Origin of the sequence: Wolbachia endosymbiont (group A) of Limnophora tigrina, from assembly GCF_964263225.1 — a bacterium.
Classification (GTDB): domain Bacteria; phylum Pseudomonadota; class Alphaproteobacteria; order Rickettsiales; family Anaplasmataceae; genus Wolbachia.
This window is the reverse complement of sequence record NZ_OZ181654.1, coordinates 687,558-714,264: the sequence shown is the minus strand read 5'-3', so window position 1 is coordinate 714,264 and position 26,707 is coordinate 687,558. Positions and strand designations below refer to the sequence as shown.

At 35.1% G+C, this 26,707-nt stretch carries 27 protein-coding genes and 2 pseudogenes; 24 read left to right on the top strand and 5 right to left on the bottom strand.

Annotation, left to right across the window (positions count from 1 at the left end; all coding sequences use genetic code 11):
* Positions 1-11: 11 nt before the first annotated feature.
* The 13 genes from ACE38P_RS03290 (at position 12) to ACE38P_RS03230 (ending at position 12,699) form a co-directional block, all read left to right on the top strand.
* Positions 12-800 carry an AAA family ATPase gene (locus ACE38P_RS03290; protein WP_015589004.1) on the top strand — a complete coding sequence of 263 codons (789 nt, stop codon included), beginning with the start codon at positions 12-14 and terminating at the stop codon, positions 798-800.
* Positions 801-837: 37 nt separating this feature from the next.
* Positions 838-1,338: a hypothetical protein gene (locus ACE38P_RS03285; RefSeq protein ID WP_182364992.1), complete on the top strand. Its 501-nt coding sequence runs from the start codon at positions 838-840 to the stop codon at positions 1,336-1,338.
* On the top strand, positions 1,335-2,573 hold the full coding sequence (locus ACE38P_RS03280) for an AAA family ATPase (protein WP_264376934.1): 1,239 nt from the start codon (positions 1,335-1,337) through the stop codon (positions 2,571-2,573). The genes ACE38P_RS03285 and ACE38P_RS03280 overlap by 4 nt, the downstream gene beginning before the upstream one ends.
* Positions 2,574-2,590: 17 nt before the next feature.
* Complete coding sequence (locus tag ACE38P_RS03275) at positions 2,591-4,639, top strand: AAA family ATPase (protein ID WP_374699488.1); 2,049 nt, start codon at positions 2,591-2,593, stop codon at positions 4,637-4,639.
* A 91-nt stretch (positions 4,640-4,730) separates the two neighbouring features.
* On the top strand, positions 4,731-5,414 hold the full coding sequence (locus tag ACE38P_RS03270) for a hypothetical protein (protein ID WP_374699487.1): 684 nt from the start codon (positions 4,731-4,733) through the stop codon (positions 5,412-5,414).
* 6 nt (positions 5,415-5,420) lie between these two features.
* On the top strand, positions 5,421-7,355 hold the full coding sequence (locus ACE38P_RS03265; protein WP_374699486.1) for a DUF4815 domain-containing protein: 1,935 nt from the start codon (positions 5,421-5,423) through the stop codon (positions 7,353-7,355).
* An 11-nt stretch (positions 7,356-7,366) separates the two neighbouring features.
* Entirely contained in the window at positions 7,367-8,551 is a 1,185-nt protein-coding gene (locus tag ACE38P_RS03260) for a hypothetical protein (RefSeq protein ID WP_374699485.1), read from the top strand.
* Positions 8,552-8,555: 4 nt separating this feature from the next.
* The gene (locus tag ACE38P_RS03255) at positions 8,556-8,750 is read left to right on the top strand and encodes a hypothetical protein (RefSeq protein WP_015589010.1); all 195 of its coding nucleotides are present in this window, start codon (positions 8,556-8,558) and stop codon (positions 8,748-8,750) included.
* Positions 8,747-10,180 (top strand): hypothetical protein, encoded by a 1,434-nt coding sequence (locus ACE38P_RS03250; RefSeq protein ID WP_374699484.1) that lies wholly within the window; start codon positions 8,747-8,749, stop codon positions 10,178-10,180. Before ACE38P_RS03255 ends, ACE38P_RS03250 begins: the two co-directional genes overlap by 4 nt.
* Before the next feature lie 10 nt (positions 10,181-10,190).
* Positions 10,191-10,742 carry a hypothetical protein gene (locus ACE38P_RS03245; protein WP_264707917.1) on the top strand — a complete coding sequence of 184 codons (552 nt, stop codon included), beginning with the start codon at positions 10,191-10,193 and terminating at the stop codon, positions 10,740-10,742.
* Complete coding sequence (locus tag ACE38P_RS03240; RefSeq protein WP_353280948.1) at positions 10,735-11,919, top strand: phage tail sheath subtilisin-like domain-containing protein; 1,185 nt, start codon at positions 10,735-10,737, stop codon at positions 11,917-11,919. The genes ACE38P_RS03245 and ACE38P_RS03240 overlap by 8 nt, the downstream gene beginning before the upstream one ends.
* 11 nt (positions 11,920-11,930) lie before the next feature.
* Positions 11,931-12,437: a phage major tail tube protein gene (locus tag ACE38P_RS03235; protein ID WP_253303050.1), complete on the top strand. Its 507-nt coding sequence runs from the start codon at positions 11,931-11,933 to the stop codon at positions 12,435-12,437.
* A gap of 61 nt (positions 12,438-12,498) precedes the next feature.
* Complete coding sequence (locus ACE38P_RS03230; protein ID WP_007303020.1) at positions 12,499-12,699, top strand: hypothetical protein; 201 nt, start codon at positions 12,499-12,501, stop codon at positions 12,697-12,699.
* A 91-nt stretch (positions 12,700-12,790) separates the two neighbouring features.
* Here ACE38P_RS03230 and tnpC read toward each other — a convergent pair whose 3' ends face one another.
* Positions 12,791-14,173, bottom strand: coding sequence for an IS66 family transposase (gene tnpC, locus ACE38P_RS03225; RefSeq protein ID WP_374699327.1), 1,383 nt, complete (start codon positions 14,171-14,173; stop codon positions 12,791-12,793).
* A 109-nt stretch (positions 14,174-14,282) separates the two neighbouring features.
* Between tnpC and ACE38P_RS03220 the strand changes: the two genes are divergently transcribed.
* From ACE38P_RS03220 to ACE38P_RS03175, 10 genes and pseudogenes are all read left to right on the top strand, one after another.
* Positions 14,283-14,456, top strand: coding sequence for a type II toxin-antitoxin system RelE family toxin (locus ACE38P_RS03220; protein ID WP_241654113.1), 174 nt, complete (start codon positions 14,283-14,285; stop codon positions 14,454-14,456).
* A 90-nt stretch (positions 14,457-14,546) separates the two neighbouring features.
* On the top strand, positions 14,547-14,804 hold the full coding sequence (locus ACE38P_RS03215; protein ID WP_010405430.1) for a phage tail assembly protein: 258 nt from the start codon (positions 14,547-14,549) through the stop codon (positions 14,802-14,804).
* 109 nt (positions 14,805-14,913) lie between these two features.
* Entirely contained in the window at positions 14,914-17,187 is a 2,274-nt protein-coding gene (locus ACE38P_RS03210; protein WP_353280946.1) for a phage tail tape measure protein, read from the top strand.
* Positions 17,187-17,534: a phage tail protein gene (locus ACE38P_RS03205; RefSeq protein WP_022626303.1), complete on the top strand. Its 348-nt coding sequence runs from the start codon at positions 17,187-17,189 to the stop codon at positions 17,532-17,534. Before ACE38P_RS03210 ends, ACE38P_RS03205 begins: the two co-directional genes overlap by 1 nt.
* The gene (locus ACE38P_RS03200; protein ID WP_353280945.1) at positions 17,531-17,740 is read left to right on the top strand and encodes a tail protein X; all 210 of its coding nucleotides are present in this window, start codon (positions 17,531-17,533) and stop codon (positions 17,738-17,740) included. Before ACE38P_RS03205 ends, ACE38P_RS03200 begins: the two co-directional genes overlap by 4 nt.
* Entirely contained in the window at positions 17,741-18,685 is a 945-nt protein-coding gene (locus ACE38P_RS03195) for a phage tail protein (protein WP_353280943.1), read from the top strand.
* 52 nt (positions 18,686-18,737) lie between these two features.
* Entirely contained in the window at positions 18,738-19,271 is a 534-nt protein-coding gene (locus tag ACE38P_RS03190) for an ankyrin repeat domain-containing protein (RefSeq protein WP_353280942.1), read from the top strand.
* A 67-nt stretch (positions 19,272-19,338) separates the two neighbouring features.
* Positions 19,339-19,560 carry a hypothetical protein gene (locus ACE38P_RS03185; protein WP_019236453.1) on the top strand — a complete coding sequence of 74 codons (222 nt, stop codon included), beginning with the start codon at positions 19,339-19,341 and terminating at the stop codon, positions 19,558-19,560.
* Positions 19,561-19,568: 8 nt separating this feature from the next.
* Positions 19,569-19,955 (top strand): annotated as a pseudogene (locus ACE38P_RS03180) (patatin-like phospholipase family protein); the annotation flags it as partial.
* Positions 19,956-20,272: 317 nt separating this feature from the next.
* Entirely contained in the window at positions 20,273-21,202 is a 930-nt protein-coding gene (locus ACE38P_RS03175) for a patatin-like phospholipase family protein (protein ID WP_374699483.1), read from the top strand.
* 45 nt (positions 21,203-21,247) lie between these two features.
* Here ACE38P_RS03175 and ACE38P_RS03170 read toward each other — a convergent pair whose 3' ends face one another.
* Positions 21,248-22,261: an IS110 family transposase gene (locus ACE38P_RS03170; RefSeq protein ID WP_341816137.1), complete on the bottom strand. Its 1,014-nt coding sequence runs from the start codon at positions 22,259-22,261 to the stop codon at positions 21,248-21,250.
* Positions 22,262-22,305: 44 nt separating this feature from the next.
* A complete protein-coding gene (locus tag ACE38P_RS03165; protein WP_353280896.1) occupies positions 22,306-23,652 on the bottom strand; it encodes an IS110 family transposase in 1,347 nt (448 codons plus the stop codon).
* 438 nt (positions 23,653-24,090) lie between these two features.
* Between ACE38P_RS03165 and ACE38P_RS03160 the strand changes: the two are divergent.
* A pseudogene (locus ACE38P_RS03160) lies at positions 24,091-24,636 on the top strand (patatin-like phospholipase family protein); the annotation flags it as partial.
* A 95-nt stretch (positions 24,637-24,731) separates the two neighbouring features.
* Here the strand turns inward: ACE38P_RS03160 and ACE38P_RS03155 are convergent.
* Positions 24,732-25,709: a helix-turn-helix domain-containing protein gene (locus ACE38P_RS03155; RefSeq protein ID WP_264377706.1), complete on the bottom strand. Its 978-nt coding sequence runs from the start codon at positions 25,707-25,709 to the stop codon at positions 24,732-24,734.
* Positions 25,710-25,755: 46 nt separating this feature from the next.
* The gene (locus ACE38P_RS03150; RefSeq protein ID WP_353281234.1) at positions 25,756-26,676 is read right to left on the bottom strand and encodes a helix-turn-helix domain-containing protein; all 921 of its coding nucleotides are present in this window, start codon (positions 26,674-26,676) and stop codon (positions 25,756-25,758) included.
* Between the last annotated feature and the right edge of the window lie 31 nt (positions 26,677-26,707).

Here is a 26,707-nt window from a genome sequence, read left to right as displayed (position 1 = left end):
GAGGTTATTATATGCTACAAAACTTTTTAACTATTGGTCAAAAAATTCCTTTTTTCAGTGTGAAAGAATACTTGGACGATCGATCGCCAATACCAGAGGATATAATCTCACCAAGAATTTTAACAAAAAGAGGCTTATTGGTACTGGGTGGCCCACCTAAAATCGGCAAAAGTGACTTTTTGATTTCATGGCTCGTTCATATGGCTGCAGGTGTTCCTTTTCTTGGTATGGTTTCAAATAGACCTTTAAAAATTTTCTACATGCAAACTGAAATTGAATATGAATATATGAAAGAACGTTTGCAACAACTTGATAATGAACTTTTGAATGTAGCTGCTAACAACTTAATCATTACGCCAAAAGTGCACTTATCATTTAATCATGATGAAATAAGTGAAATTAAGGAGATTGTAAATGAACGCTTTAAACCTGATGTTTTGGCCATAGATCCATTACGTAACATCTTTAGCAGTGAATATGGAAATGAAAATGACAATAGTGCTATGCTGTTTTTTCTGCAAAAGACTCTTGAAAAGCTACGCAGTGCTGTCAATCCAGATGCTTGTATTGTACTTACTCATCATACAAAAAAATTATCGAAAAAGATGCTCGAAGAAGATCCATTTCAAGGCCTAAGTGGTGCTGGATCTTTACGTGGATTTTACAGTACTGGTATGGTGATGTTTGCTCATGATGAAGAAAGCAGTGCACGCCAGATAGTATTTGAGCTTCGCAATGGTGAACGCGTGCCAAACAAACTTGTCGATAAGATAAATGGTCATTGGCAGCTAATGGAATAGCTAACTTTCACTTTAAAGTCAACTTATAGGAGAGCGTATGCTACAAGATTTTTTAACTGATTTTAATAATGCAAAACTGCAGAGCAGTTTAATACCGAAAGGTACAATAGTCAAGGTAAAAATGGCAATAAAGCCTGGAGGTTATGAAAATTGGTTCACTAAAAACTACACTACTGGCAGCATCTATTTAAACACTGAATTTACTGTCACTGAAGGTCCATATGCAAAACGCAAGATTTTTCAGATTATAGGTATCAAAAATGGCAAAGCAGAAGGTGAAGAAGACATCTGGGGAGAATCTGGACGTTCTATGCTGCGTAGTATTTTGGAATCATCCAGAAATATTCATGCAAATGACACTTCAGAGAAAGCAGTTACTGCTAGAAAAATCAACTCTATAGCTGATTTCAACGATTTAGAGTTTACAGCGAAAGTAGGCGTTGAAACTAATAATACATACGGAGATAGAAATAGGATTACTACAGTTATTACTCCAGAATTACAAAAAAGTTTTCAAGATGATTGGTTGCCATTTTGAAGTATGACGAAGGAAAGTTGTGGGCTGCTGTTATTACTAGAGCTATTCAGGATGCAGCAGGAAAAAACCCTAAACTTAAAAAAGAGGCTTGTCAATGGATTCGCTCACGATCTTTTGAAACTGTTTGTGAGCTGGCTAATCTTGACTTTAAACGTCTAAAAAATATGTTGAACAAATTTGGAATAAACAAGGAGAATTTTATGGATTTTTCATCTAAAAATGCTTTGAAAATAAAATCATTATTAATTAATAACATCAAAGATTGTTTATCTTATTTGTTACCTGAAGGCAAATCTTACCAAGATAAATTCTATATTGGCAGTAGAAATGGAAATAAGATAATAGTTGAAATGGAAGGAGAAAATGCAGGAAATTGGTATAACCTGATCGAAGAAAAGAAAGGAAATATAATAGACCTTTGGACTTTAGTTAAAGGTAATATAGATTCTGCTGAAACATGGTTGAACGGTAAAGATGAAAGAAGTTCCATATTACAAGAAAAACAAAACGAAGGAAAAGCATTTTCTGTAAATCATTACTTAAATGACAAATCACCAATGCCACAAGATATAATAGGCCCAAGAATTTTGACACCAGGTGGTCTTTTGGTCATAGGTGGTACTCCAAAGATTGGCAAAAGTCATTTTCTTCTTTCTCTATTAGTACATCTGGCAGCAGGAAGATCATTTCTTGGCATGAAGCCTACAAGACCGCTAAAAATATTCTATCTACAAAACGAAATGGAATATGATTACATTAGAGAACGTATACAACAACTCAACAAACTTCCTCATTTAGCAACAGAAAACTTAATTGTGACGAACAAGATGAATTTGACCTTAAATGAAGAAGGTATAGAAAAAATAAAAAATATGGTAGAGGAAAAGTTTGATTTAGTTGTGATTGATTCTCCTTATAATTCCGTTAACTATGGTCTGCAGCATGCAATAGAAAAACTACGTTCCAAGATTAATCCTATGGCTGGAATAATCATCACAAATCACACCAAAAAAGTACCTACCTCTATATTGGAAAAGAATCCATTTCAAGCTCTTGTTGGTGCTAATGCTTTAAGAAGTTTTTATACATCTGGAATAGTAATATTTCAACCCAATAAACGTACAAATATCTTGCAAGTAGTATATGAACTTAGAAACGGTAGATCTATACCAACAAAATTCATCAATAAGATTAATGGATGTTGGAAATCTGCTAACGTTATAGCTAGAACATAAAAATTCTTCAGGTAGGTATGGATATTTATTGTTCACAAAGAAATGGACATTATAAATTATTAGGGAAGAAAGAACAGTTAAGAACTCAACTCCTATCAAATATAAGGTCATGTCTTTCTTATTTACTGCCAAGAGGAACTTTTCGTGGTGATAAGTTCTATGTAGGTGATCTAAAAGGCAATCAAGGGAAAAGTATGATAGTGGAGTTAATTGGCAGTAAAACCGGATTATGGCACGATTTTTCTACCGGAGAAGGAGGAGATATTTTTGATCTTTGGGCTGCTGTTACTGGAAAAAATCAATTTACTGATACGATAGAAGATATTGCTAAGTGGATTGGTTATTCGGAAAAAAATAACACTCTGGGGCAACCAACGGCATCATGGAACTATTACGATGAAAGTGATCAAGTGATTGTTACAGTTTATCGTTATAACACTGATTCAGGAAAAAGATATCTTCCTTTTGATGTAAAAAGGTCTAGTTTTACTCTACCAGAGACCAGGCCTTTATATAATATTCCAGGTATCATGAAATCTGATAAGGTGATTTTAGTTGAAGGTGAAAAGTGTGCAGATGCTCTGATAGAGCAAGGTATGACTGCCACAACTGCAATGTTAGGAGCAAATGCACCAATAGAAAAAACAGACTGGTCACCACTTAAGGGCAAGCATGTTATTATTTGGCCAGACAATGATGAACCAGGTAAACAATATGCTGAGAAAGTTGTGAAAAAGCTTACTTTTCTTGGTGTTTTATCACTTACTCTTCTTGAAATACCGGAGAATAAACCAAAGGGATGGGATTCAGCTGATGGTATAGAAGAAAAGATGAATATTCCTGAATTCATTGAAAATAACTCGAAAAAAATCATCGTTAAGCAATTGCTTAATATTCAAGAATGGAGCGTAGAACGTTTTATAGGTCCAGTACCGGAGCAAAAGTTTCTTGTTGAAGGGTTATTTCCTTTAGGAGTGACATCTATTCTAGCTGCAATGGGAGATACTGGTAAAGGTATGCTTCTGCTTGATTTAGCACTGAAAGTTGTGAGTAGAAAAGATCAGCCATGTGGTTTTGGTCCTTTAGTTACTGAACATGGATCTGTGGTAATTTTCTCAGCAGAAGATGATATGAGTGAAATACATCGCCGTTTAGAGCGTCTTGATTTGCAATGCGAGAGATTAAAATATAAGGATAGGCTCTTTATTGTACCATTACCAAATGTTAGTGGATCACTTACAATCATAAAGAGTGTTTCAGGTAAAGTTATAGAGACTTCTCCTGAATTTGAATCGATAACAAAACAACTTAATAAAATAAAAGACTTAAAATTAATCGTATTTGATCCACTTGCATCATTTGTGCACGCTGATTTAAATACTGACCCAGCCGTAGGCGATTATTTGATGTCTTTATTATCTGATTTAGCAGGTAGCACTGGAGCATCAATAATTACTGCCCATCATATGAGAAAGCCAAAAAGTGAAAAACCTATATCGACTGTTGAGCAAGCACGTGATGCCATTAGAGGTACATCTGCTCTTGTTAATGGTGTTAGGTGTTCATACGCTTTTTGGTCTGTGGAAGATACAGCTAAACTGACAATTTTTAAATCAATAGGAGAATCTGTAAGACAGAACGCATTATTTTATGGAGCAATTGTTAAAGCAAACGGTTTGGCTGATCGCACTTTACGCACTTATTTAAGAAATGAAGAAACAGGATTGTTAGAGGACATAACTGAAAGATTAAGAATAAAAAATATGAACGAAAAAGATTCAAAGCAGCATCTTATAACTGCAATTACACGAGCAGCAATTTCTGGACATCCATTTACCCATACAGGAAGTACAGGAGTGTATAAACAGCGGCATAGACTACCTGAGGAGTTTCACAGTATAGGAAGAGATAGAATGGAGCGTATAGTTCAAGAGCTGTTACAAGCACGGAAGTTGGTTAAAGGAATGGCTACTGGTTCAAAAGAAGATAAATGGCTTGACATTCCTAGCGGACCATTTGCTCGCGGTGTTGGAAAGTTTAGCTGTGGAGCTGAGCTATTCTCCTAAAAAATTTTCCTGATATAAAAAAATATTTTGATTTTTGCGGACGAATTTTGAACTCACCGTACATATATAATATATGGGGGCTTAATTAAAAATGTCAATACTCACACAGTCAGGAAGAGCAGCAATAGCAGCCAGCATCAAAAAGCAATCTATCCATCTTGCTTGGGGAACAGGTGATTCAAGTTGGGAAAGTAGCCACAAAGTAGAAAAAACTTTCGTTAAGGGTGAAATAAAATTTGATCATCAACCTATTAAAGATGTGAAGCTTTTTACAGGGCAAACAACTTATCAGCCAAGTATTGACTATACAGTTAATGGCAGTACTGGTGTAATAAAACTTACGGAAAATAGCTCTATTCCAGTAAGTGATAAAGTTACTGTAGAGTATAGTGAAAGCACACCACCAGAGCTGATAACTTCTGAAAAGCTGCTCAATGAACTTGGCAGACGTACTGCAGACGAAGTGCTATTCTGCACAGGTGATGAAAACGGTGAACTTATAACTCCATCTGGAAGGTTTAGGCCCTCAAATGTACCAACTAATAATCTCTATCTCAAATTTACTTTCGATTTCACAAACGCAGCAAATCAAGTTATACGGGAATTAGGGGTTATGGTTGGTACTAAAGTAAAAGAAGAATTACCTATAGGACAGAGGTATTTTGAACCACAAGATATAGAAGACCCAGGGATCTTATTAGTTTTAGAACATACTGTACCACTTATCAGAACATCTGCAACTCGGGAAACTTTTTCATTTGTTGTAACCTTTTAGAATAAAATGACTTTAAACGCCTATTATAACCGCTTTAATCCTGACAAAGAGTACGAAAAAAGTTTGTTCCTTGCAGGAAGAGGTCTACAGTCTGCAGAATTAAATGAGACTCAGGAGTATGCTCTTTCTAAGCTTAAAGGCATAGGTGATGCAATATTTCGTGATGGTGATGTTATAACGGGAAGCAATTGTATTATAGATAGAGAAACTGGTAAAGTTACACTTGAGTCAGGAAAAATCTATCTGCGCGGTGCAGTTAGAAAAGTTGAAAAAGAAGAATTTGTTATTCCACTGAGTACCACAGTTCGCATAGGTGTTTATTATGTAGAATCTACGATTACAGAACTTGAGGATGAAAACCTTCGTGATCCTGCTATTGGTACAAGAAACTATCAGGAAGTAGGAGCTGCAAGGCTTAGAGCTACTATCACTTGGGGTTATCAAGCAGAAGGTCTTTCTCCACGTTTTTCTGAAGGAGAGTTTTATCCAATCTATAACATTGAAAATGGAGTATTAATGGAACATTCACCACCTCCACAAGCAAACATAGTAACTACTGCTCTTGCTCGTTATGACAAAGAAGCAAATGGTTCCTACGTCGTAAATGGCCTTGAAGTAATGTTCCTGCAAAAGGAAGAGGGAGAAGGAGGAAAAAAAATATTTGTGATTAATGAGGGCAAAGCTCATGTTGATGGCTATGAGATTGAACTTCCTCACAGTATTCGTGTTTCTTTTGATGAAGATCCGGATATAAAATCAGTTGAATCAGAACCACATACTTTTCAGCCAAATAGCCAAAGAGTAATGGAACTGAAAGTTAATGATTTTCCAATAAGTGAAATTAAAAAAGTAGATATAACTGTTCAGAAAACCATTACTGTTACTCATGGTTCATACTCTGGAGCTATTGATCCGATACCTGACTCTGCAGTACTTGAGATTATTCAAGTTAAACAAGGCAATGTTATTTATGAAAACAGTATAGATTACAAACTAAACGCAGGAAACGTTGATTGGTCATTACCAGGTAAAGAACCAGCTCCTGGAAGTAGTTATCAAATAACTTACCGCTGTCGTACTCATGTAAGTCCTGAAGATATAAATGACGAGGGGTGTAAAGTAAAAGGAGCAGTTGATAACAGCTTGGTTCTGATTGATTACACCTGGAAAATGCCCCGCTATGATTTAATTACTATCGATAGCAAAGGAGCAGTAAGGAGAATAAAAGGTATAGCTCACCCTTGGCGACCATCAATGCCTAAAGCACCTAGCGGACAACTTTTGCTCTGCTACATTCATCAGACGTGGAAAAACGGAGAAAAAGAAGGGGTAAAAATAGTGAATAATGCTATTCATGCTGTACCGATGAATGAGCTTGAAGCAATGAAAAAAGGAATAAATGATCTTTATGCGCTGGTTGCACAGGAACGTCTACGCAATGATGCAAATTCAAGAGAACCTACCACCAAAAAAGGAGTATTTGTTGATTCATTCTTTGATGATGATATGCGCGATCAAGGAATTTCGCAGTCTGCAGCAATAGTAAATAGAGAGCTAGTTCTGCCAATAGATGTAGAAGTTGCAGATATTGAAAAAGGTGGGGAAAGATATCTTTTGCCTTATAAACTTGAACCGGTACTGGAGCAGCTTTTACAGACCAAAGGAGAAAAGATCAATCCATATCAAGCTTTTGATCCAGTCCCGGCACAAATTACTCTAAATAAAAACATTGACCACTGGACAGAGGTTACCACGAATTGGAAAAGTCCAGTAACTAGAGTGTTTAGTACTAGAGAAACAACAGAGCTATTGTCAAGTAATTCTTATGAAACTGAATTTATGCGAGAAGCAGTACAGAATTTTGAGATCGAAGGTTTTGAGCCAAATGAAAAGCTCAAGGAGGTGAAGTTCGATGGTATCTTCATTCAGCCTACTGCGTAAGAGGTAAAAATATGCTCACAGCTAACAACCAGGGAAAATTAAAGGGAAAGGTGAAAGTGCCAGCAAACATTCCAGCAGGTACTAAATTAGTACAGTTTTACGGGGATAAAGGAAGCTATGGAGAGGCAACTTATACTGGTAAAAAAACAATTACCATAGAAGAAAGAAGAAGAGTTATCGCAGCAAGAAGAGTTGATCCTTTAGCGCAAACATTTACTTTAAATGAGAGCAGACACATAGGAGGTCTAGAGTTATGGTTTATAAATAAAGGCAAAAAACGTGTTGTTGTGCAGATTAGAGAAACAGCAGTGGGAATGCCCTCGCAGACTGTCATTGCTGAAAGTTATATTGAGCCAAAAGATATAAAGATAGATGGCACAGCAACACGTATAGAATGGTCACCAATGTTTTGCCATGCAGGAGAGGAGTATGCGATAGTACTACTTACTGATGATGCAGATACTGCAGTAAAAATAGCAGAGCTTGGCAAGTATGATGCAGTAAATAGCCGTTGGGTAACAAGTCAACCATATCAAGTAGGAGTATTACTGTCATCTAGCAATGCAAGCACCTGGACTCCACATCAAAATTTAGATTTAACGTTTCGACTACTAGCTGCAAAATTTAGTGAAGTTTCTTATGTTGTTGACCTGGGCAAAGTTACTGTAAATAATGTATCAGATTTAATTGTTTTGACGAACGTCGAAAAAGTAGCATTTGATACCAATGTAGAATTTATTCTGACAGATGAAGAGGGAAGAGAAAACTTTTTGTCTGATAATTTGCCGCTCGCGCTGCGTGAAAGAATAAATGGGGAATTAACGGTAAAAGCAAGCCTAAAAGGAGGGCGAGAAAAAAGTCCAGTTCTCTATCCTGGGTTACAGCTAGTTCTGGGTAATCTTTCAGAGTTCGGAGATTATGTTACAAGAAGCATTACAGCAGGAGCTAACACTAAGATTACCATAACATATGATGCGCTGATACCTGGCACTGCAGATGTTAAAGCATATGTACAAAAAAACGTGGATTGGCAATTAGTAAATTTAACATCAGGAAAACCAATTGGAGAAAATTTGGTAGAGAGAACTCATGTGCTATCAAATTTTAATGGTAATGATACAAGGATAAAATTGGTTTTAAGTGGAACGGTTGTCTATCGTCCAAAAGTCAAAAATCTACGAATCATTATCACTTAGCAGAATGTCAGATGATAAAACAAGTAGAGGATACTCTTTGCCTCATCCAGAAAACATTGCTGTGCAAGATGTTGTTCGTATCCGTACCACAATTAAGAAAATAGATGAAGATATTACCGAAAGAGAAGATGAGCATAATCAACTTAAGAGTAATTTTGAGCGGTTTAATTTTGAGACTTTTTTAAATTTTTGGAAATGAAAGAAGCAATATACCAAAGGATAAAGGATTTAGCAGCAAACAGTACACCAGATCAACTGGCATATCTTGCAAAATCGCTGGAATTGATAGCAGATAAAAAAGCTATTGCTGACATTGTGCAGATGACTGAGGTAAAAGAGATAATTGATGCACTACAAAAGAGGCTTAAGGATTTAGCAGCAAACAGTACACCAGATCAATTAGCATATCTTGCTAAAGCATTGGAATCAATAGTCGACAAAAGTGCAATTTCTGAAATTGTACAGATGACTGATGGTAAGCTAAAAGAACTTCTTGATAGTGCAAAAAAACACTTAACTGATCTGGATAATAAAAAAGCTAGTTCTTTAGCAGTGATCTCTGAATCAGAGAAGCAGTTATTAAAGAGAATTGATGAAAAAGGAACAACAAATTTATCGCTACTTGATACGAGAAAGAATGCCAATATTGCAGCAATAAATAGCATTAGTAATAGTCATAAAGATGGTCTTAAAGGTTTAGTAGAAGATTTTCGTGCTGTTAATAATGTACCATCTGGCTCATCAATTATTAGGGAAATAGAAACTCGTGATAACCAATTAAAAACATCCCTGATAAATGAGGTAAAAACTCGGGATGAACAGTTAAAAGTGTCTCTTATAAATGAAATAAGAAAGCGCAACATGGTTGAACCAGGGTCATTACCTTTCTTATTTGGTGTACTTGGCAGAAAAAATAATTATTTTGGCCACGGAACTTTTACGACAGAGCTTGGAAAGTGGAGTAGTGATATAACAAAAACTGACTATATGTTACAACTACTAGCAGGTAGCCATACGTACAATACAGATTACGTTAGTTTTTATCGGCCAAGACAACTAAGTTTTATAGAGGGAAGTAAAGGAACATTTATTTACGGAGAGTTATGCACAAAAAGTTTTTCTGGTAGTTATGATGAGATATACTATTACCCGTATGCTGCACTTGGAGTAGTATTTGTAAAAAATACAACCAATGTGAACATAAATAAGACAATGGAATTTGTTGGATCATCGTATTCAAGTACGGAGTATGGGGGAGCAGGATTATTTGTGGGAACTCCTGATAACACTAATTCTAATAAATCAAGTATTTCAAAAATAGTATGGAAAAATGTTTACCAATACATGAGTTCTGATAGCAAGTTAGCCGGATCTGGTAATGTGGAGATTCCAGCAGGAAAAACAGTTGCAATATTACTTTACACATCATCTTATCTGTATTCCAGAACACAAGTTAGTCAAGGTATGCTTGCATCAAATTATGTACACAACTATGGTCAATTTATTCAGTGGGGGATTTATAACATACGTAGCAATTTTCTCACCACAGGGCTTGAGGTAGATGTGGAAAGGACGCTCAGGGGTTGGCAATGTCCAGGGTTAGAACGAACTGATCAAATATGGCAATGAGGAGGAATTTGTGACTATTTATATACGTTTTGAAAACCACAAGCAGATTGAAACAACAACACTTGAAAACAAGCCAACTGGAAATGATTGGTATGAAGCACCAAAGAATTTTGACTGGCAAAAAAGTTATTGTTTAACAGAAGGAGAGAAAATTGTTGAAAGGAATAAGGAAGATATTGAGCTGGAGTTATTGGAAAATGCGAAACTTTCTGCACTTCGTTTTTATTTTAATAACTATACTAACGAATACGCTGGAAATTCTCACCAAAAAGCTAAATCGTATCAAATACAAGAAAAAGCCGCAAAAAGCATTCTAGCAGCACCAGAGTCTATAAGTAAAAAGGATACAGAAATTATAGAACCATTAGCAAAAGTCCGTGGTATTACAGTTATTGAAATGGCAAGAATAATTGAAGAAAAAGCAAAAAAAGCAGTAAAAGAAATAATTAAATGTGAAGAGTTGGAAGACATTACCAAGAAGAAAATTGCAGAAGCCAAAAGTAAAAATGAGCTACAGACTTTGCTAGATGATTTCAGGAAAAAAATACAAAGAAATGGCTGAAGAATTTTTACATGGCGTAAATGTTATTGAGGTAACCTCAGGAGCAAAGACAGTACGTACAGCTAAATCATCAGTGATAGGTGTAATTGGTACTGCACCTGAAGCAGATGAGCAAAAATTTCCGCTAAATAAACCAGTGTTAGTTGCAGGAAGCTTAAAGGAAGCAGCAAAGCTCGGAAAGAGTGGCAGTTTACCTTCTGCAATAAATGGAATATTTTCCCAGATTGGTGCAACAGTAGTAGTTATTCGAGTTAAAGAAAGTGAAAACAGCGATCCAAAGCTCAAAGAAAGTGAAACTATTCAAAGTATAATCGGTGGAGTTGATAAAGAGACTGGAGAATATCAAGGGATAGAGGCATTTCTCAGCAGTGAAAGTATAGTTCATGTTGCTCCAAGAATATTAATTGCACCTCAATTTACTCATCAATTACCAGAAGATGGCAAAAATCCAGTGGTTGCAGCATTAATTTCTATAGCAGAAAAATTAAGAGCTATAATAGTAGCAGATGGACCAAATACTAATGATGAAGAAGCAATTAAATGGAGAAAAAGTGTAGGCAGCTCAAGAGTTTACGTAGTTGATCCTTGGGTTAAGGTATTTATTGAAGGAAAAGAAGAAATCTTGCCATCGAGTCCATTTGTAGCTGGGTTAATAGCTAAGATAGACAGCGAGCAAGGATTTTGGCATTCGCCTTCAAATAAAGAGATAAATAGTATTGTTGGAACAAGCAGGCCTATTGATTTTACGCTCGGTAATACAAATTGTAGAGCAAACCATTTAAATGAAAATGAAGTAACAACGATAATTCATCAAAATAGCTATAGGCTTTGGGGAAATAGAACATGTTCAAACGATTCGAAATGGGCTTTTCTATCAGTAAGGCGCACTGCAGATTTAATTAACGATAGTTTACTTCGAGCTCATCTCTGGGCAGTTGATCGCAATATCACAAAAACTTATATAGATGATGTGATTGAGGGGGTGAATTCTTACCTTGCAAGTTTAAAAGCGCAAGGAGCAATTATCAGTGGAAAATGTTATGCAACTCCCGAACTCAATACACCGGCAAATATTGCAAGCGGAAAAGTGTCTTTTGATTTTGAGTTTACACCGCCATATCCAGCTGAGCAAATAATATTCAGATCCCATCTTGTAAATAATAGTGTAATAAGTTAGGAGAAAGCGAAGTGTTACCCAAAATACTGAGAAATTTTAACGTATTTGTAGATGGTCGTGGTTATGCAGGAAAAATTGATGAAATAACGCTACCAAAGCTTACCATAAAAACAGAGGAGTACCGTGCTGGTGGTATGGATATTCCAATAAATATTGACATGGGCATGGAAAAGCTTGAAGCAGATTTCACTTTTGCTGAATACGATACAGAGCTCTTTCGGCTATTTGGGTTGATAAATGGAAATTCGGTATCTTTGACGCTCAGAGGTGGAATGCAAGGTAGTGGAAGTAATGATATTGGAGCAGTAATAATCAATTTAAGAGGCATTTTTAAAGAATTTGATTTTGGTAACTGGAAACCTGCTGAGAAAGCAACGCTGAAATGTACTGTAGCTGCCCATTACTATAAACTTACTATAGGCGGTAATGAGCTGATAGAAATCGATGCTGAAAATATGATAAGAAAGATAAATGGTGTTGATCAAATGGCCTTGCTACAAACGATTCTAGGGATCTAATATGGTTGACAAAATTACATAAAAATGTTAAAATATAAGAAGTTGTAGGTATATAGTTAATATGGATTCTAAAGCTCATACAAATTCCATAGAGCAGCTAACTGGTTTACTTGTTAGTGTAGCACAATCTCAAGACAAGTCCGTTTTAAAGTTATTAACTGAATTAATGGAAGAAGAAATTGAAGATATGGAATTATCTAAGATTGCTGACGAACGCTATAAAGAAAAGAGGGTTAAACATCAAGATGCCTTCTGGGATTAAGCCTTACAATATAGACTATTCAGAATCTGTTATAAAGAAAGACATTCCGGCTCTTCCAGCAAAAGTAAAGGTATCCGTTCAGCAGAGTGGTTTAAGAAACGATAGATAGAAGATTGTGAAAAGGGTTTAGCCTCCTCTGTTTCCATGTTAAGTATAACGAAATTATTTGCTCAAGGAATGAGTTTCCTCGTTCTGATTGTGTAAAATATGAATTTTTGCGATAAACGACATAATGCCGTATTTGCCGTTCAGCGTGATTATTTGTCAGCGGAGTATTTTCTGGGTCATCTAAAAATTTCCACATCATTCTTTCAGATTTCAAAATATTCTTTGCAACTCGAGACGCTCCAATTGCTTCAGGTAAGCGAGATATTTCCTTCAAATAATACCTTGTACGTTTTCGCAATTTCTTGGCACGTCTAATAAATCTTGAAACATCTATCTCATTTTTTAGTAAAGCTTTTTTCAGTGCAAATAACTCAGTGGCTACATTTCTCAAGTAACAGCCCAGAACTTTAACTTCAAATTTCCAACTATGCGCTAATCTTTCAAAATCCCTTGCTAAGTGTGCCCAACAGATTTGCCTTCTTTCATTAGCAAAGTAGTTGTATGCTGCATATCTGTCGGTTACTACCAAGCTATTACGATTGCAGCATACACTATTTTTTAAAACTTTCATTCCCCTTGACTCTGTCAACTTCACAAAACTTGCCGTATTGCTTGCAAACATCCAACACCAAGCGAGTTTACCTTTGTTATAATGGCTCGTTTCATCAATATGTAGAACTTTACTCCTACTTATCTCTTGTTCGATCTGCTCATACATTTTTTTGCATTTTGAAGCAACTCTATGTTCACTATTTGATATGCTACCGACGCTTATGTTCAAATTGAAGATATCATTTATGATGCTAGCTACTTCGCGCTTTGAATTTTTATAAAACCCACTGAGTGCTGCAACTACTGACTTAACCCTTGGGCCAAATGTATCTGGCGTAACACCCTCTGGTAACTTGCTACTTCTTCTTTTTCCGCATCTCTGACAACGGCCATGTTCCAACTGATATTCCATTACATAAGCCTTAATCTCCGGAAGATCTACTTTCTGATGAATATAAGGTTTTTCGCATATTGCAATCTTCCCTCCGCATTCGCAAGTAGGTGACAACTCTATCTTTATCACCTCATCTGCTTCCATTTTAGCACGATAATTACCCTTATGCCCAACTTGACCACCAATCTTTCTTTCGCTTTTTGGCTTTTCCTTTTTCATTTTGTATAATTCTTTTGAATTGGGAATTGATGAGTTTTTTGAATTTAAACCTAGCCTTTCCTTTAATTCAGCGTTCTCTATCTTTAAAGCCTCATGCTCTGCTTTTAAACTTTCATTCTCTCTTTCCAATCTTTCTATTTTTGCTTCTAACTTTTCTATTTTTTGCTGTAAATTTTTGCAGAGTTCTAAAAGGTTTACCATATTACCTCATATTTACCCTATGATTATCTTTATTATCTTGCTTTGTCTACCTTATTTTGCCGCTCTGCTGAACGGACACAAAGTAAAGTTAATGATTAAGAAGGCAATAATGGAGCGTCTAACAGCTGATCCAATTGGACTTGGAAAGCCATTAAAGCACAACTTAAGCGGGCAACGTAGTCTACGTGTAAGTACCTACCGTATACTTTATTACATAGATGCGCCAGAGCATACAGTAGTTATTACTTCAATTGAACATAGGAAAGATTCTTATCAAAGCTAATCCTATTTATAGCACCATAGTTATAACAAAGAAATTAGTTATGTAAAAGCCGATATAGATTTTTATTTAATTAGCTTTTTAAGGAGGAACATGCAAGCTATAACACTTAATAACCCAATAACAGTTGATGGAATTTCTGTCTCAGAACTTACTGTTAGACGTCCAAAAGTTAGAGACTATCTTGCAATTGAACGCTTAAATGGTAGTGACCTTAGTAAAGAAGTAACTTTGACTGCCAATTTGACATCAGTTGCAAAAGAAGCAATTGAAGAGTTAGATATTGCTGATTATGTGAAAATTCAAGAGGTATTAAAGGATTTTTTTTCACCGATTATCCAAAAAACTTGAGATTAGAAGTATTAATGTTCAGCTCTATTGTAGGAGGCGGGGTTGAACAAATACTTGATATGGAGATTAATGAATTTATCTTATGGCATAAAGCAGCGAGGAAGGTACAATGTCAACGTTATCTATAAAAATTGGAGCAGTCCTAGATGGCAGTTTCAGTACTGTAATAAAAGGAAGTAGCAGTCAACTTACTCATCTTGGTGAGAATATAAGAAAGCTTGACTCATCTTTAAAATCAGTATCAAAGTTTAAGCAGTTAGGTCATGATGTTTTGACTAGCAAGAGGTCATGGAAAGGCTTTGAAGATCAAGTAAAATCTTTAGCTAAACAAATGAAGGCAATAGAGAAACCGAGCAAAACTTTAAAAGCAGAATTTGACAAGGCCAAAACCTCCGCAATAAAAGCAAAAGAAGCATATTTGAAAAAGAGAGATGCTTTGCATTCATTTAATGAAGAAGTAAGAAAAAGTGGAAGAAATATTAAGTACTTAGTAAGTGACCAACATAAACTTGGCTCTTCTATTGAAGTATTAAAAGGTAAGTATGGTAAGCTTGGATCTGCAATACGTAGTCACCAAAGTTTTTTAGCAAGCAAAGCACATTTTAAGTCACAAATTATAGAGACTATTGGGCTAGGGCTAACGCTTGCAGCTCCAGTTAAAGTTGCAATTGACTTTGAAAGTGCTATGGCTGATGTTACAAAAGTGGTAGATTTTAAAAAAGGAACGGATGAAGCAACTAAATTTGCAAAGAAGTTAAAAGAGATGTCACGTACTATACCATTATCAGCCGCAGAACTGGCACAAATAGCTGCAAGTGGTGGTCAACTTGGTATCAAGAAAGAAGATCTTTTTATGTTTACAGAAACAGTGGCAAAAATGTCTACAGCATTTGATATGTCTGCAGAGCAAGCAGGTGATTCTATAGCTAAACTCTCTAACGTTTATGGAATTGATGTTAGTAAAATGGAATACGTTGGTAATGTAATCAATCACTTATCAGATAACACTGCTGCCAAAGCAAAAGATATGGTTGAAGCTCTAGCAATAGTTGGTGGTACTGCAAAACAATTTGGTCTTGACATCAAGGAAACAAGTAGTTTAGTAAATGCCTTCGTTAGTTTAGGTAAACAACCAGCAAAAGCTGCAACTGCTATAAATGCTCTACTTAGTAAACTTCAGACTGCTGAAGAACAAGGAGGGGATTTTAAAGCAGCATTAGAGCAAATGGGAATAACTGCAGAAGAAATAGTACAAAGAATAAGCGAAAACGGCGAAGAAGCATTACTCTATTTTTTTCAAACTCTAAAGAAAATGGATAACCAGGAACGTTCTACAATCCTTATGAAACTTTTCGGTCAGGAATATCAAGATGATATTGCATTATTAGCTGGAAGTTTTAATAAGTATGAGGATGCAATAAAGTTATTGGCTAATACAGAAAAGTACAAGAGCTCTCTACAAGAAGAATTCAAAAATCGTGCAGACACTACAGCTAATAAATTACGACTTCTTCGAAATGCAATAGCTGAAGTTGGTATGAACCTGGGCTCAGTGATGTTGCCTACTTTAAAATCTATAGCTGAATTTTTACAAGAAAAAACTAGATATATAGCAGAGTTTGCAGAAAAATATCCAACTTTAACCACGGCAATCATGGGTACTGTAGCATCCTTGATAAGTTTAAAAATTGTAGCAGTAGGACTAGGATACGGATTTACATTGCTAGGAAGTACGATTTTTAGTCTGAAAGCAAACCTACTTGGAGTATTTTCATTTTTATCAGCTATAGTTTTTCCTGCAGTAGTAACAGGACTAAGAGCAATAACACTCGCTAACCCTATAGGACTTTTAGTTGCTGGACTTGTTACTGGTGCAGCTCTTGTTATAGCTAACTGGCAAAAGGTGAAAGACTTTTTCTCTAGCTTGTGGAAATCACTCATTGAACCTATAGGAAAAGCTTTTTCATGGATAGGGGAAAGTGTATTTGGAAAAGTATTGGAAAATAGCCCACTGAAAGAATTTGAAAAAAGAAAAACTGAAATAAAAGCAGTCCATACTCCCATAAAGAGTAATATTCTCAACAGTGGAAATCCTGTGCTAGGTAACAGTATAATTAAAGAATTTTCAAAGAGAAATAAAAATAGCTTCAGAGTCAAAAGCCTTATTGAGGAGACAGAGAGCGATAAGATATTTGCAGATTTTGCAAGGAGTAAGTTTGAAAATAAAGAACAAAATAAAACTCAGAACATCACTAATAATTACACTATCAGCATTAAAGCAGAACCTAACCAAGATGTTCGTAGTCTTGCAGATGAAGTAATAAAAAGGATAAGAGAAAAGTCACGTGATGTTTTATTTGATACGGTAGAGACATTTTATTGATGCTATCTCTTGGTCCATATAAGTTTGCTCCCACAAGTTTAAAGTATAGCAGAGAAAATCGTTGGAGCACGATTGAGTGTATTGAAAATATGCCACTATTACAAAATATCGGTCAAGGTGTAGAAAATATAGATTTAGAAGGAATGATTTATCTGCATAATCTCAACGTGCTAAATCAATTAAAGAGTGTGAAAGAAACTGAAAAACCACATATTTTAGTAGATAGTTTAGGTAATATTTTAGGACAATTCGTAATTACTAGGTTAGAAGAAAAGCAGATGTATTTTTTACCTAATGGACTACCGAGAAAAATTGAATTTAGTTTGAGTTTAAAAAGCTATAGATGACTATATACTATGTGAGTAAAGAAAATGAGATGTTAGATCTGATTTGCTGGAAACATTACGGATTTACTGATGGAGTAGTGGAATTAGTACTAGCAGAGAACTTGGGTTTGGCAGAATACGGAAGCTTTTTGCCCGCAGAATTAAAGATAAAGCTTCCTACTATTAAGAAAATAGTACAAAAGTCAAAATTAAAGGTCTGGGAATAAATGCAGCCAGATTTTATAATAGATAAATGTGAATCAATTAAAGATAGAGTTATATCATTGCACCTTACAGATGAATCAGGAATAATAGATGATGTAGTTAAAGTGTGTGTTGATTACAGGGATGAAGACATAGATATTCCGAATGAATTGAACATAGCACTAGGTTATAAGGAATTTGGAATCTTTCCAATGGGTATATATACAGTCAACGAAGTGACTATACAGGGTCCACCTAAGACTCTACTAATCAAAGCTCATGCAACAAATTTAAGAATATCTTTGAAGGCAAAAGTATCAAAAGAATGGCGCCAAATTACCATAGAAAACTTAGTAAAAGAAATAGCCCAAAAACATGGATATGGATACAAAGTCGCTAAGGAATTTAAGAATGTATTGATACCCCACATTAATCAGGCAGATGAAAGTGATATAAGTCTGTTAACAAAGATCGCAACAGAGCGTGAAGCAATGGCAAAATTAGCTGGTGGGTATATATTGTTTATTTCAAAGAATATGGCAAAATCAGCCACAGGAAAAGCTTTAGGAACAACGACTATTAGACCTCAAGATACAATTAACTGGAAAGTACATTTTACCGTACGTGATAAGTATAATTCAGTAGTGGCAAAGTGGCATAGCTATGAAAAGGGCGAAACTATTAAAGAAACAGTTGGTAGTAGCGAGCCAAGTTATATTATGCTGGAACTTTACTCTAATGCAGAGTCAGCGCTGAGTGCAGCAAATGCCAAGTTGAAACAATTGAAGCGTAACAATGAAGCTTTAGATATAACTATGCCTGGTAATCCTCAAATTTTTGCAGAAGCTAAACTTAATCTTATAGACTTTAACCAAGCGGTAGATGGTGAATGGATAGTTAATAGAGCGGAGCATACTTTAAATAGCTCAGGTTACCTTACTATGTTGTCAGCATCTTTGAGTAAGTAATGTTAATAAAAAATGAGTAAATGATCTATTTAATATTAAAAAGATGTTGAATATGGATAAATTGGGTCAAGATACAAAAAACAAGCTGCATTTTTGGTGGCTTATAACAGTAATAGTATGTATTATTGCTACCTATTCCTACATGAAGGCAAAGGCTGCAGATAATTATAAAACGATATTACGCATTGCTTCTCAAAATTGTAACTTAGAGACTGTAAAATTCTTAGTAGAAAATCTATTAGATATTAATGTGCAGATCCCTAAATTAACAGCACTACATTATGCTGCAGAAGAGGGATGTGCAGAGGTTGTAAAATTCCTAGTAGAAAAAGGAGTTGATATAAATGCTACGAAATATGAAAGATGGACACCTTTACATGCAGCTACATATGAAGGCAAATTGGAGATAATTAGATTTTTATTAGACAAAGGTTCAGATCCTACCATTAGAGATACAGATGGAAAAACACCAAGGAAAATTGCTGTATTAAGATCACGGCATAATAAGGACAAACCTTATGATGAAATCATAAAGCTACTTGCTAAAGCAGAGGATCAATACGAATCAACAAAAAGTAATCACTAAAGCTGTAAGTTTTCTATAATCTGCATATAAATTTCCAAAACTATCCATAACAAGTTAATATTTTCACATGAAAAAGCAAAAAATCCCAATAGCGGTAATAATAACAATAGTTCTACAGACTGTAGGATTCATATGGTGGTTGGCAAAACTTGACTTACGTGTACACATCCATGATAAATTTATAGAAAAAAACCAAGAACTAATCGAAATAGTCTATCGACTTGAAGAGAGAGTGAAAAACCTCACTGAAGAAGTCAACGAACTTGAAGCTATTCACAAACACAAATAAATTTTACAGTGACAAAGTACATTTTATCTGTAGATGGAGGTGGCATTAGAGGGATAATACCTGCCATTATTCTAGCAGAAATTGAATCTAGGACAAAAAAGCCAATTTCCCAGATTTTTGATTTAATGGCAGGAACCTCAACCGGTGGGATTATTGTTGCTGGACTTTGTAAAAGCAATAAACTTCAATACTCTGCCAATGATTTGGTTGAACTTTACCAAGAGTATGGAGCATATATCTTTCAATCATCATTTTGGAGAAAATCAATTGCTTCTTGGCTGAGTGGTTCTCAGTACTCATATAGAAATATGGAATTTATTCTCAACAAATACTTTGGTGAAAGTACTATGGCCGATGTTGCGAGTAATCTACTACTCACCAGATACCGTCTTTATTGTCAACAAATTATTTAGCTAAAAAGAATAAAAAATAACAAAAAGTTTTAATTTAGGCTGATACCTTCTATAAACTAGTGTAACTATTTATAAGTACTTTCAGTTTGTGTGGCGTACTTATAAATAGTTACACTAATTTTTTACTGTGCCTTCTTATTTTATGAGAATTGTTTTACAAAGTTACTAAGCAACTCTGTTAAAGTCAATGTGAGAGGCAGTGCATCAGTTATACGTTCAGCGAATCTGTCTCTTATAAAACAAGCAGCAATTGTAACCAGGTAATAAAGATACTCAAGAACATCTAAAGTTTAGTACAAATGACAAAATATATTCTCTCAATTGATGGTGGTGGAATAAGAGGAATTATTCCAGCAATGATATTATCCAGAATAGAGCAAAAAACGGGTAAACCTATTTCTCAAATTTTTGATTTATTGGTGGGTACTTCAACTGGTGGTACTATTGTAGCAGGATTATGTAAAAAAGATAGCAAAGGAAAGCTACAATATTCAGCTGATGACTTGGTTAATCTTTATCAGGAGTACGGACCTTATATTTTTAAGTCTTCATTTCTAAGAAGATCAATATTTTCTTGGATTAACGGTGCACAATACCCCAGTAAAAATATTGAACATGTACTTCATAAATATTTTGGCGATGATATCCTTAAAAACACTTTAAGTAATGTGTTGATTACGAGTTACGATATTCACAATAATTGCCCATTTTTCTTCAAAAGCTGGAAAGAGGATAGAAATTTTATTAAATTAAGGGATGTATTAAGAGCAGCAACTGCAGCACCTACTTACTTTGCACCTAAATATTTAAAAATCAACCAAAAGGAAATGGTATTAATAGATGGAGGAGTTTTTGCCAATAATCCAGCAGCATGTAGCTATGCAAGCAGCAGAAAGCTATTTCCTAACGATGATGTAGTACTTCTGTCCATCGGCACTGGCAGATCGTCTCATTCCATTAAATACCTCAGATCGAAAAGACTTGGCAAAATATCCTGGATTAAGCCATTGATAAACGTAATGTTTGCCTCTGGACTAGATTGTGTAAATTATCAGCTAGACCAGATTATTAACAATAGCTATATCAGAATTCAATCGCAGCTAAAAGTAGCATCAACGGAGATGGACAATACAACATACGAAAATATCAAGTGTTTAAAAAAAGAAGCACAAATGATGATTGAATGTAATCAAAAAGCAATAGATAAATTCTGTACAGTAGTATCATAAACTTTAACCTTTTAATCTAGAACTCGCATTTTTGGACGTTTCCTTTTAAGCTTCAGTAAACCTCCTAACTCTATAGTTCTTGATATGATCTGGATTAAAAGCCTTCCTTGAACTTAAAACACCAAAAACTATATGGAGTAATTTACGCATTGCAGCTCCCACAATGGCCATATTATGCTTGCCTTTCTCTTTTAACTTCTCACAAAAAGTCATAATGATAGGATTGTGATTTTTAGCTACTATAGCAGGAAAGTACGTTGCCTTACGTAATATGCGTGAACCGGTTTTACTTAATCTGGGCTTGGCATGTACAGATGAGCCTGATGTTATATTTTGTGGTATAGTTCCAGCATATGCTGCCAATTGCCTGGCATTTATAAAAGTTTTTATATCAGGAATTTCAGCTAAAATAGCTATTGCTGATTCTTCTCCTATGCCTGGAATAGTCAATAGAAGTTGAAAATTTTCCAACAATTCTTTGTGTTGATTTAATAGTTCACGTACGGAGTTTTTTATTGTTTCTGTTGATTGTTCTATGTTCATTGCAAGGCTTTCCCAAGCATTTACAACTTCTTCAGGAAGTCTCTCTTTTTTTTCTAAATGATTATTTGCTAGTGTTAACTCATCTTTTAATGCATCTGAGCAACGATAAAGATGTTTTAATTTTTTCTTTTCAGGAGAAGGTGGTGTCCAACGAGAAGGTTCCTGTCTTTGACAATAATCTGCAATAATCTCTGCATCAGACTGGTCATTCTTTTGTCGTTTCAACTTACTCCTTGCATAAGATTTTATGCAATAAGGATTTACAACACTAACGAAATATCCGGCATTGTGGAGAAATTCAGCCAAAGCTTCACTATAGCAACCAGTAGCTTCCATACAGGCTTTTACCTCTTCTATGTTATGTTTTTGTAGAAAGTTTGCCAGGCCTTGAAATCCAGAATCATCGTTTTTAAATTTCCTTTTTCTAGTTTCACGTTTTCCTTTTTTACTTATAAACGAAAGAAAAACGTCAAAGCGTTCTTTTGAAACATCTATACCAAGAAAGTTGTTGATCATATATAACTCCATACGTTACTATTTTAAAATGAAAAGTAAGGCTTCTAAGAAACTCCCTCAACCAGTTCATCTTTTTGAACTAAGATGTAGCCAAATTCCTGTGCTTTTTTGATCAAGTTTTTTTTAACTCTCTCTTTGTAACGTGTTTCATAATAGTTCATTCCTTTTTCAACATACTCTTGCCCATACTTTAGCATACTATAAAAAATGCATGCTAGTTTTCTTGCGGTAGCCGTGATTGCTTTTGGTGCACCTAGTCGTCTCTTTATTCTTCTACAGTACGCACCTATTCCGCTGTTGCTTCTTGATACACAGTGAGCAGCTATTCGAAATGCATTTGCAGCACGATTAATGACTTTACGCGTTCTTGTGCTAAACACTTTTTCTCCTGTAATTTTATTGGCAGGGCTGAGCCCTAACCACGATGAAAAGTGTTTTTCTGTCCGCCATCTATTAGGGTTTATGCCAGTTTCTGAAATTATTGTTTGTATGGTTACTACATCAAGTCCTGGAACTTTTGTGAAATCCCTACCTGTAATTCTATGCAGTTCTTCGTGTATAGCAAAGTTTGGCCTATGTTTTGTAGACTTACGCTTTATTTTATTACATAGCTTGTTCCCACCTGACTTTGTCTCAAATGTTTTATAATATCCTTCAATACTTCTATCACATTCTGCTATTTTTTCCTGATAAATATTGTATAGCTCAAACTCTTGTTTTAGTGTAAACAGGTGTTCCTCTCTATAGTCTCCTGCTAATGCTTTTGCAATGGTAGATTTATCATTTTTTATTCGTCCATCTCTTAATTCAGCTAATTTTTCTGGATTTCTTTCACCTTCAAGTATTGCTTTAATAATTTGTATGCCAGTAACTCCTGTTATATCGCTTATCACCTTATGCAATTGAATGTTCATTTGAATTAACGCTTTTTGCATACGTTGAATGTGTGCTGCTGCACTTTTTATTAGGTTATCTCGTTGTCTAGCGTAGCTGCGTAATACACAAATTTGATTATCTGGTCTAAATGACCCTTGAAGCAGTCCATAGCTATGCAGTTGTTGTAACCACTGGCAATCCTGAACATCAGATTTTCTTCCAGGCACATTCTTAACATATTTTGCGTTTACTAATTTTACTTCAAATCCATATGATTCAAGTACTTGAAACAAAGGGATCCAATACACTCCTGTTGATTCCATGGCTATTGTAGTAACTTTGCACCTCTTTAACCACTTTGCTAAGTTATAAAGATCTTCTGTGAAGCAGCAGAATTTTTGTATATTCTGTTTATCTCTTCCTTCTGGTACACATACATAATGCACAGATGAACCAATATCTATTCCTGCCGCATCAGGGTTCATTACCTCTAATTTACTTTTTGTTTTTGCCATTTCTAACCTCCATCATATAATAGTTGAAAAGCACTTCAGCTTGGAACGGTTGAATTATACGCTCTTCTAATCGAGGTAGTCTCAAAGACTCCATCAGTGGTTTGATCGTTCCTTCCAAAACCATGCTAACCTACGGGCACTAAGGCACCATTGCCTATTCGGCTATAACTGCAGAAGCGCTTCTCCGTAAAATTATATTCAAAAAAGTAGAAAATAGGAGTTTCTTTCTGGTTTGACAGGTTTTATATCTGTCCGATGCTTACCTTGTGAATACAGAATTAGAACCATTGAGGTCTTTCTACGATACCGTCCAGCCTATACTTTTGAGAAGGGGGACTCTTATCTGGTCAACAGATTTTATATCTAAGTTATGACTCAGAGTTCTTCCCTTCTCCACCTAATGCTTAAGCTTAAAACACTAGATGCTTTTTACAAGATACAAGTTATGACATTCAGAATAGTTGTGAATTTTTCTTCAAAAGTTGGAAAGAAAAAAACATTAAGTTGAAAGATGCACTCAGAGCTACAACAGCTGCTCCAACGTACTTCACACCAAAACGTCTGAAAATTAGCCAAACAGAGAGAGTATTGATAGATGGTGGAGTGTTTGCAAATAATCCAGCGGCTTGTGCATATGCAAGTGGTAAGAGGTTATTTCCAAATGATGAGATTATACTGCTATCAATAGGCACTGGTGGAACAGATAGAAGTATAAAGTATGCTAACTCAAGGAAATTTGGCAAAATAGGGTGGATCAAGCCACTACTGAATGTGATGTTTGCCTCTGGATTGGATTGCGTTGATTATCAACTAGAACAAGTAATAGACGATAAATATATAAGAATACAATCGCAATTGAAAGTAGCATCGACTGAGATGGACAATATTACACTCAAAAATATCAAATCTCTTCAGCAAGAGGCAAATGCAATGATAGAGGACAACCAGAAATTAATAGATAAACTTTGCGATTTCATATCTTAATTTATACCAAGCAAAATTCAACTGAGCCAAAAAAGTTGGTTAGCAAATTCTGTTGGTTAAATCATTAACTAACTTTACTTATATCTTAAACACATTCAATTTTCACACTCATCAGCAGTTAGGCCACTTGCTCGCACAATAATATCAATAGCAACACCTTCCTTAACTAGATCTTTTGCAATCTTGATTTTCTCTGCTTTTTTAACCTTTTCTTTACCAGTTTGCATTCCTTCAGATAAAGATCTGGCTACCGTATCCAGTAATTCTTGATCCTCAATTTTTTCGCATTTACCTATAAACCCAAAAACTGGCTCATTTTCATATTCTGTTAGTCCAAGAGCTTTAATGTTAACTGATAATGTCTTTGCTATCTTATATAATATTTCAATTGGAATGTCTGTATATCCTCGTTCATAGTCGTGTATTTCTTTAGGTGTTGAACCGATTTTATTTGCCAAGTCCTCCTGAGTGTATTCCCGTATTAATCTCTGCTCTTTTATCCTTTTCCCCACTTTGTAGAGTATAGAATCAGTACAAATTTCTTTCTCTATATCATCATATTCATAAGTAGATAAGCGAGTCACTTGGGAAATAATATCAACTGAAACTCCTTCTTTCACTAGATTCTTTGCTACTTCTATTTTCGCTTCTTCTTGGCTAATTTTCTCGCTAATATATACAAACCTTACTAATGGATACAGCTTCTTGCGTAATTCCTGATCCTTAATTTCTCTATGTATTTTTGTTAGATAGACTATTTCTTTATCCTCATCTTCATACCAACTGTTTTCTCTTAGTACTGTTGGTTCTGGAAGTAGATCTATAACATTAACTGACAATGCTCCTGCTATTATATACGATTCTTTGATTGTAATAGCCTTGCACCCTAGTTCAAAGTTATGTATTTCCTTATGTGTTAAACCAATTTTGCTTGCTAATTTTGCCTGAGTATACCCTTGTACTATCCTACAACCTTCTATTTTTTTCCCCAGCTCGTAGCTTGCTGAGCCAATATGCTCTGAATTATCATAGATAAATCCTCTAAAAGCTGTTTTTCCTACAGAAGCAAACATATATTCTATCACAAAAAAATCCACTATTGGCTAAGTTTTTATGAAATCACAAAAATTTCTCAATCATATAATTTGATAAGCCTGTCGTTTGCAAGATAATATCAACAGAAATTCCTTCTTTCACTAAATTCCTTGCAACTTCAATCTTCTTTTCCTCTCTGACCTTTTCTCTACAAACATGTATACCTTTAAATAAAGACTTGATTAGCATATCGCGTAATTCTCGACTCTCAATCTTTTTGTATTCTTCTATCAAGTTTGATAGCTTTTCTTCCGCTTCACTATCCTCATCTGATTCGGGAAGTAGATCTATGATACTGATTGATAATACCTTTGCTATTTCATCTAACATTTCAAGTGAGACAGCAGCTCTCCCTTGTTCATACTCGTATATTCCTTGATTTGTTATGCCAACTTTATTCGCTAAATCTTTTTGTGTATATCCTCGTATCAATCTCCACTCTTTTATCCTTTGCCCTACTTTGTATGGAATGGGAATTTTGTTCTCCTCATACTCACCAATAGATAAGTTAGTTGTTCGAGAGATAACATGAGCAGAAACTCCTACTTTCATCAAACCCCTTGCTACTTCCATTTTTACCGCTTTTCTGCTTCTTTCCTCACTCAAACGAATAAATTTGGTTAATAAATAAAATACCTCGCTTAATTCTTTATCCTTATACCCCTTTACTAAATTTAATATTTCTTCATCTTCAAAATATCTTTTTTTATTTGGTAGTGTCTCTCCACAAACTAGACCTTTAACATTTACTGATAATGCTTCTGCTATGGCATATAACTTCTTAATTGGAATTTTACGGTTCCCTTTCTCATATTGCAGTATTACCCAGTACTTTACACCAATTTTCTCAGCTAAACCCTTCTGAGTATAACCTCGCTCTAACCTCCAACTTTTTACTTTTTGTCCTACTTCATAATCTAGACTTTTTTCCACGCAAAAAACCATATATATAATATTTTCTACTATAGCTCAAAGG

Coding starts and splice junctions, on each gene's coding strand:
- ACE38P_RS03290 (WP_015589004.1), top strand. CDS start 12: ATGCTACAAAACTTTTTAACTATTGGTCAAAAAATTCCTTTTTTCAGT.
- ACE38P_RS03285 (WP_182364992.1), top strand. CDS start 838: ATGCTACAAGATTTTTTAACTGATTTTAATAATGCAAAACTGCAGAGC.
- ACE38P_RS03275 (WP_374699488.1), top strand. CDS start 2,591: ATGGATATTTATTGTTCACAAAGAAATGGACATTATAAATTATTAGGG.
- ACE38P_RS03270 (WP_374699487.1), top strand. CDS start 4,731: ATGTCAATACTCACACAGTCAGGAAGAGCAGCAATAGCAGCCAGCATC.
- ACE38P_RS03265 (WP_374699486.1), top strand. CDS start 5,421: ATGACTTTAAACGCCTATTATAACCGCTTTAATCCTGACAAAGAGTAC.
- ACE38P_RS03260 (WP_374699485.1), top strand. CDS start 7,367: ATGCTCACAGCTAACAACCAGGGAAAATTAAAGGGAAAGGTGAAAGTG.
- ACE38P_RS03255 (WP_015589010.1), top strand. CDS start 8,556: ATGTCAGATGATAAAACAAGTAGAGGATACTCTTTGCCTCATCCAGAA.
- ACE38P_RS03250 (WP_374699484.1), top strand. CDS start 8,747: ATGAAAGAAGCAATATACCAAAGGATAAAGGATTTAGCAGCAAACAGT.
- ACE38P_RS03240 (WP_353280948.1), top strand. CDS start 10,735: ATGGCTGAAGAATTTTTACATGGCGTAAATGTTATTGAGGTAACCTCA.
- ACE38P_RS03230 (WP_007303020.1), top strand. CDS start 12,499: ATGGATTCTAAAGCTCATACAAATTCCATAGAGCAGCTAACTGGTTTA.
- tnpC (WP_374699327.1), bottom strand. CDS start 14,173: ATGGTAAACCTTTTAGAACTCTGCAAAAATTTACAGCAAAAAATAGAA.
- ACE38P_RS03220 (WP_241654113.1), top strand. CDS start 14,283: ATGGAGCGTCTAACAGCTGATCCAATTGGACTTGGAAAGCCATTAAAG.
- ACE38P_RS03215 (WP_010405430.1), top strand. CDS start 14,547: ATGCAAGCTATAACACTTAATAACCCAATAACAGTTGATGGAATTTCT.
- ACE38P_RS03210 (WP_353280946.1), top strand. CDS start 14,914: ATGTCAACGTTATCTATAAAAATTGGAGCAGTCCTAGATGGCAGTTTC.
- ACE38P_RS03205 (WP_022626303.1), top strand. CDS start 17,187: ATGCTATCTCTTGGTCCATATAAGTTTGCTCCCACAAGTTTAAAGTAT.
- ACE38P_RS03200 (WP_353280945.1), top strand. CDS start 17,531: ATGACTATATACTATGTGAGTAAAGAAAATGAGATGTTAGATCTGATT.
- ACE38P_RS03195 (WP_353280943.1), top strand. CDS start 17,741: ATGCAGCCAGATTTTATAATAGATAAATGTGAATCAATTAAAGATAGA.
- ACE38P_RS03190 (WP_353280942.1), top strand. CDS start 18,738: ATGGATAAATTGGGTCAAGATACAAAAAACAAGCTGCATTTTTGGTGG.
- ACE38P_RS03185 (WP_019236453.1), top strand. CDS start 19,339: ATGAAAAAGCAAAAAATCCCAATAGCGGTAATAATAACAATAGTTCTA.
- ACE38P_RS03175 (WP_374699483.1), top strand. CDS start 20,273: ATGACAAAATATATTCTCTCAATTGATGGTGGTGGAATAAGAGGAATT.
- ACE38P_RS03170 (WP_341816137.1), bottom strand. CDS start 22,261: ATGATCAACAACTTTCTTGGTATAGATGTTTCAAAAGAACGCTTTGAC.
- ACE38P_RS03165 (WP_353280896.1), bottom strand. CDS start 23,652: ATGGCAAAAACAAAAAGTAAATTAGAGGTAATGAACCCTGATGCGGCA.
- ACE38P_RS03155 (WP_264377706.1), bottom strand. CDS start 25,709: ATGTTTGCTTCTGTAGGAAAAACAGCTTTTAGAGGATTTATCTATGAT.
- ACE38P_RS03150 (WP_353281234.1), bottom strand. CDS start 26,676: ATGGTTTTTTGCGTGGAAAAAAGTCTAGATTATGAAGTAGGACAAAAA.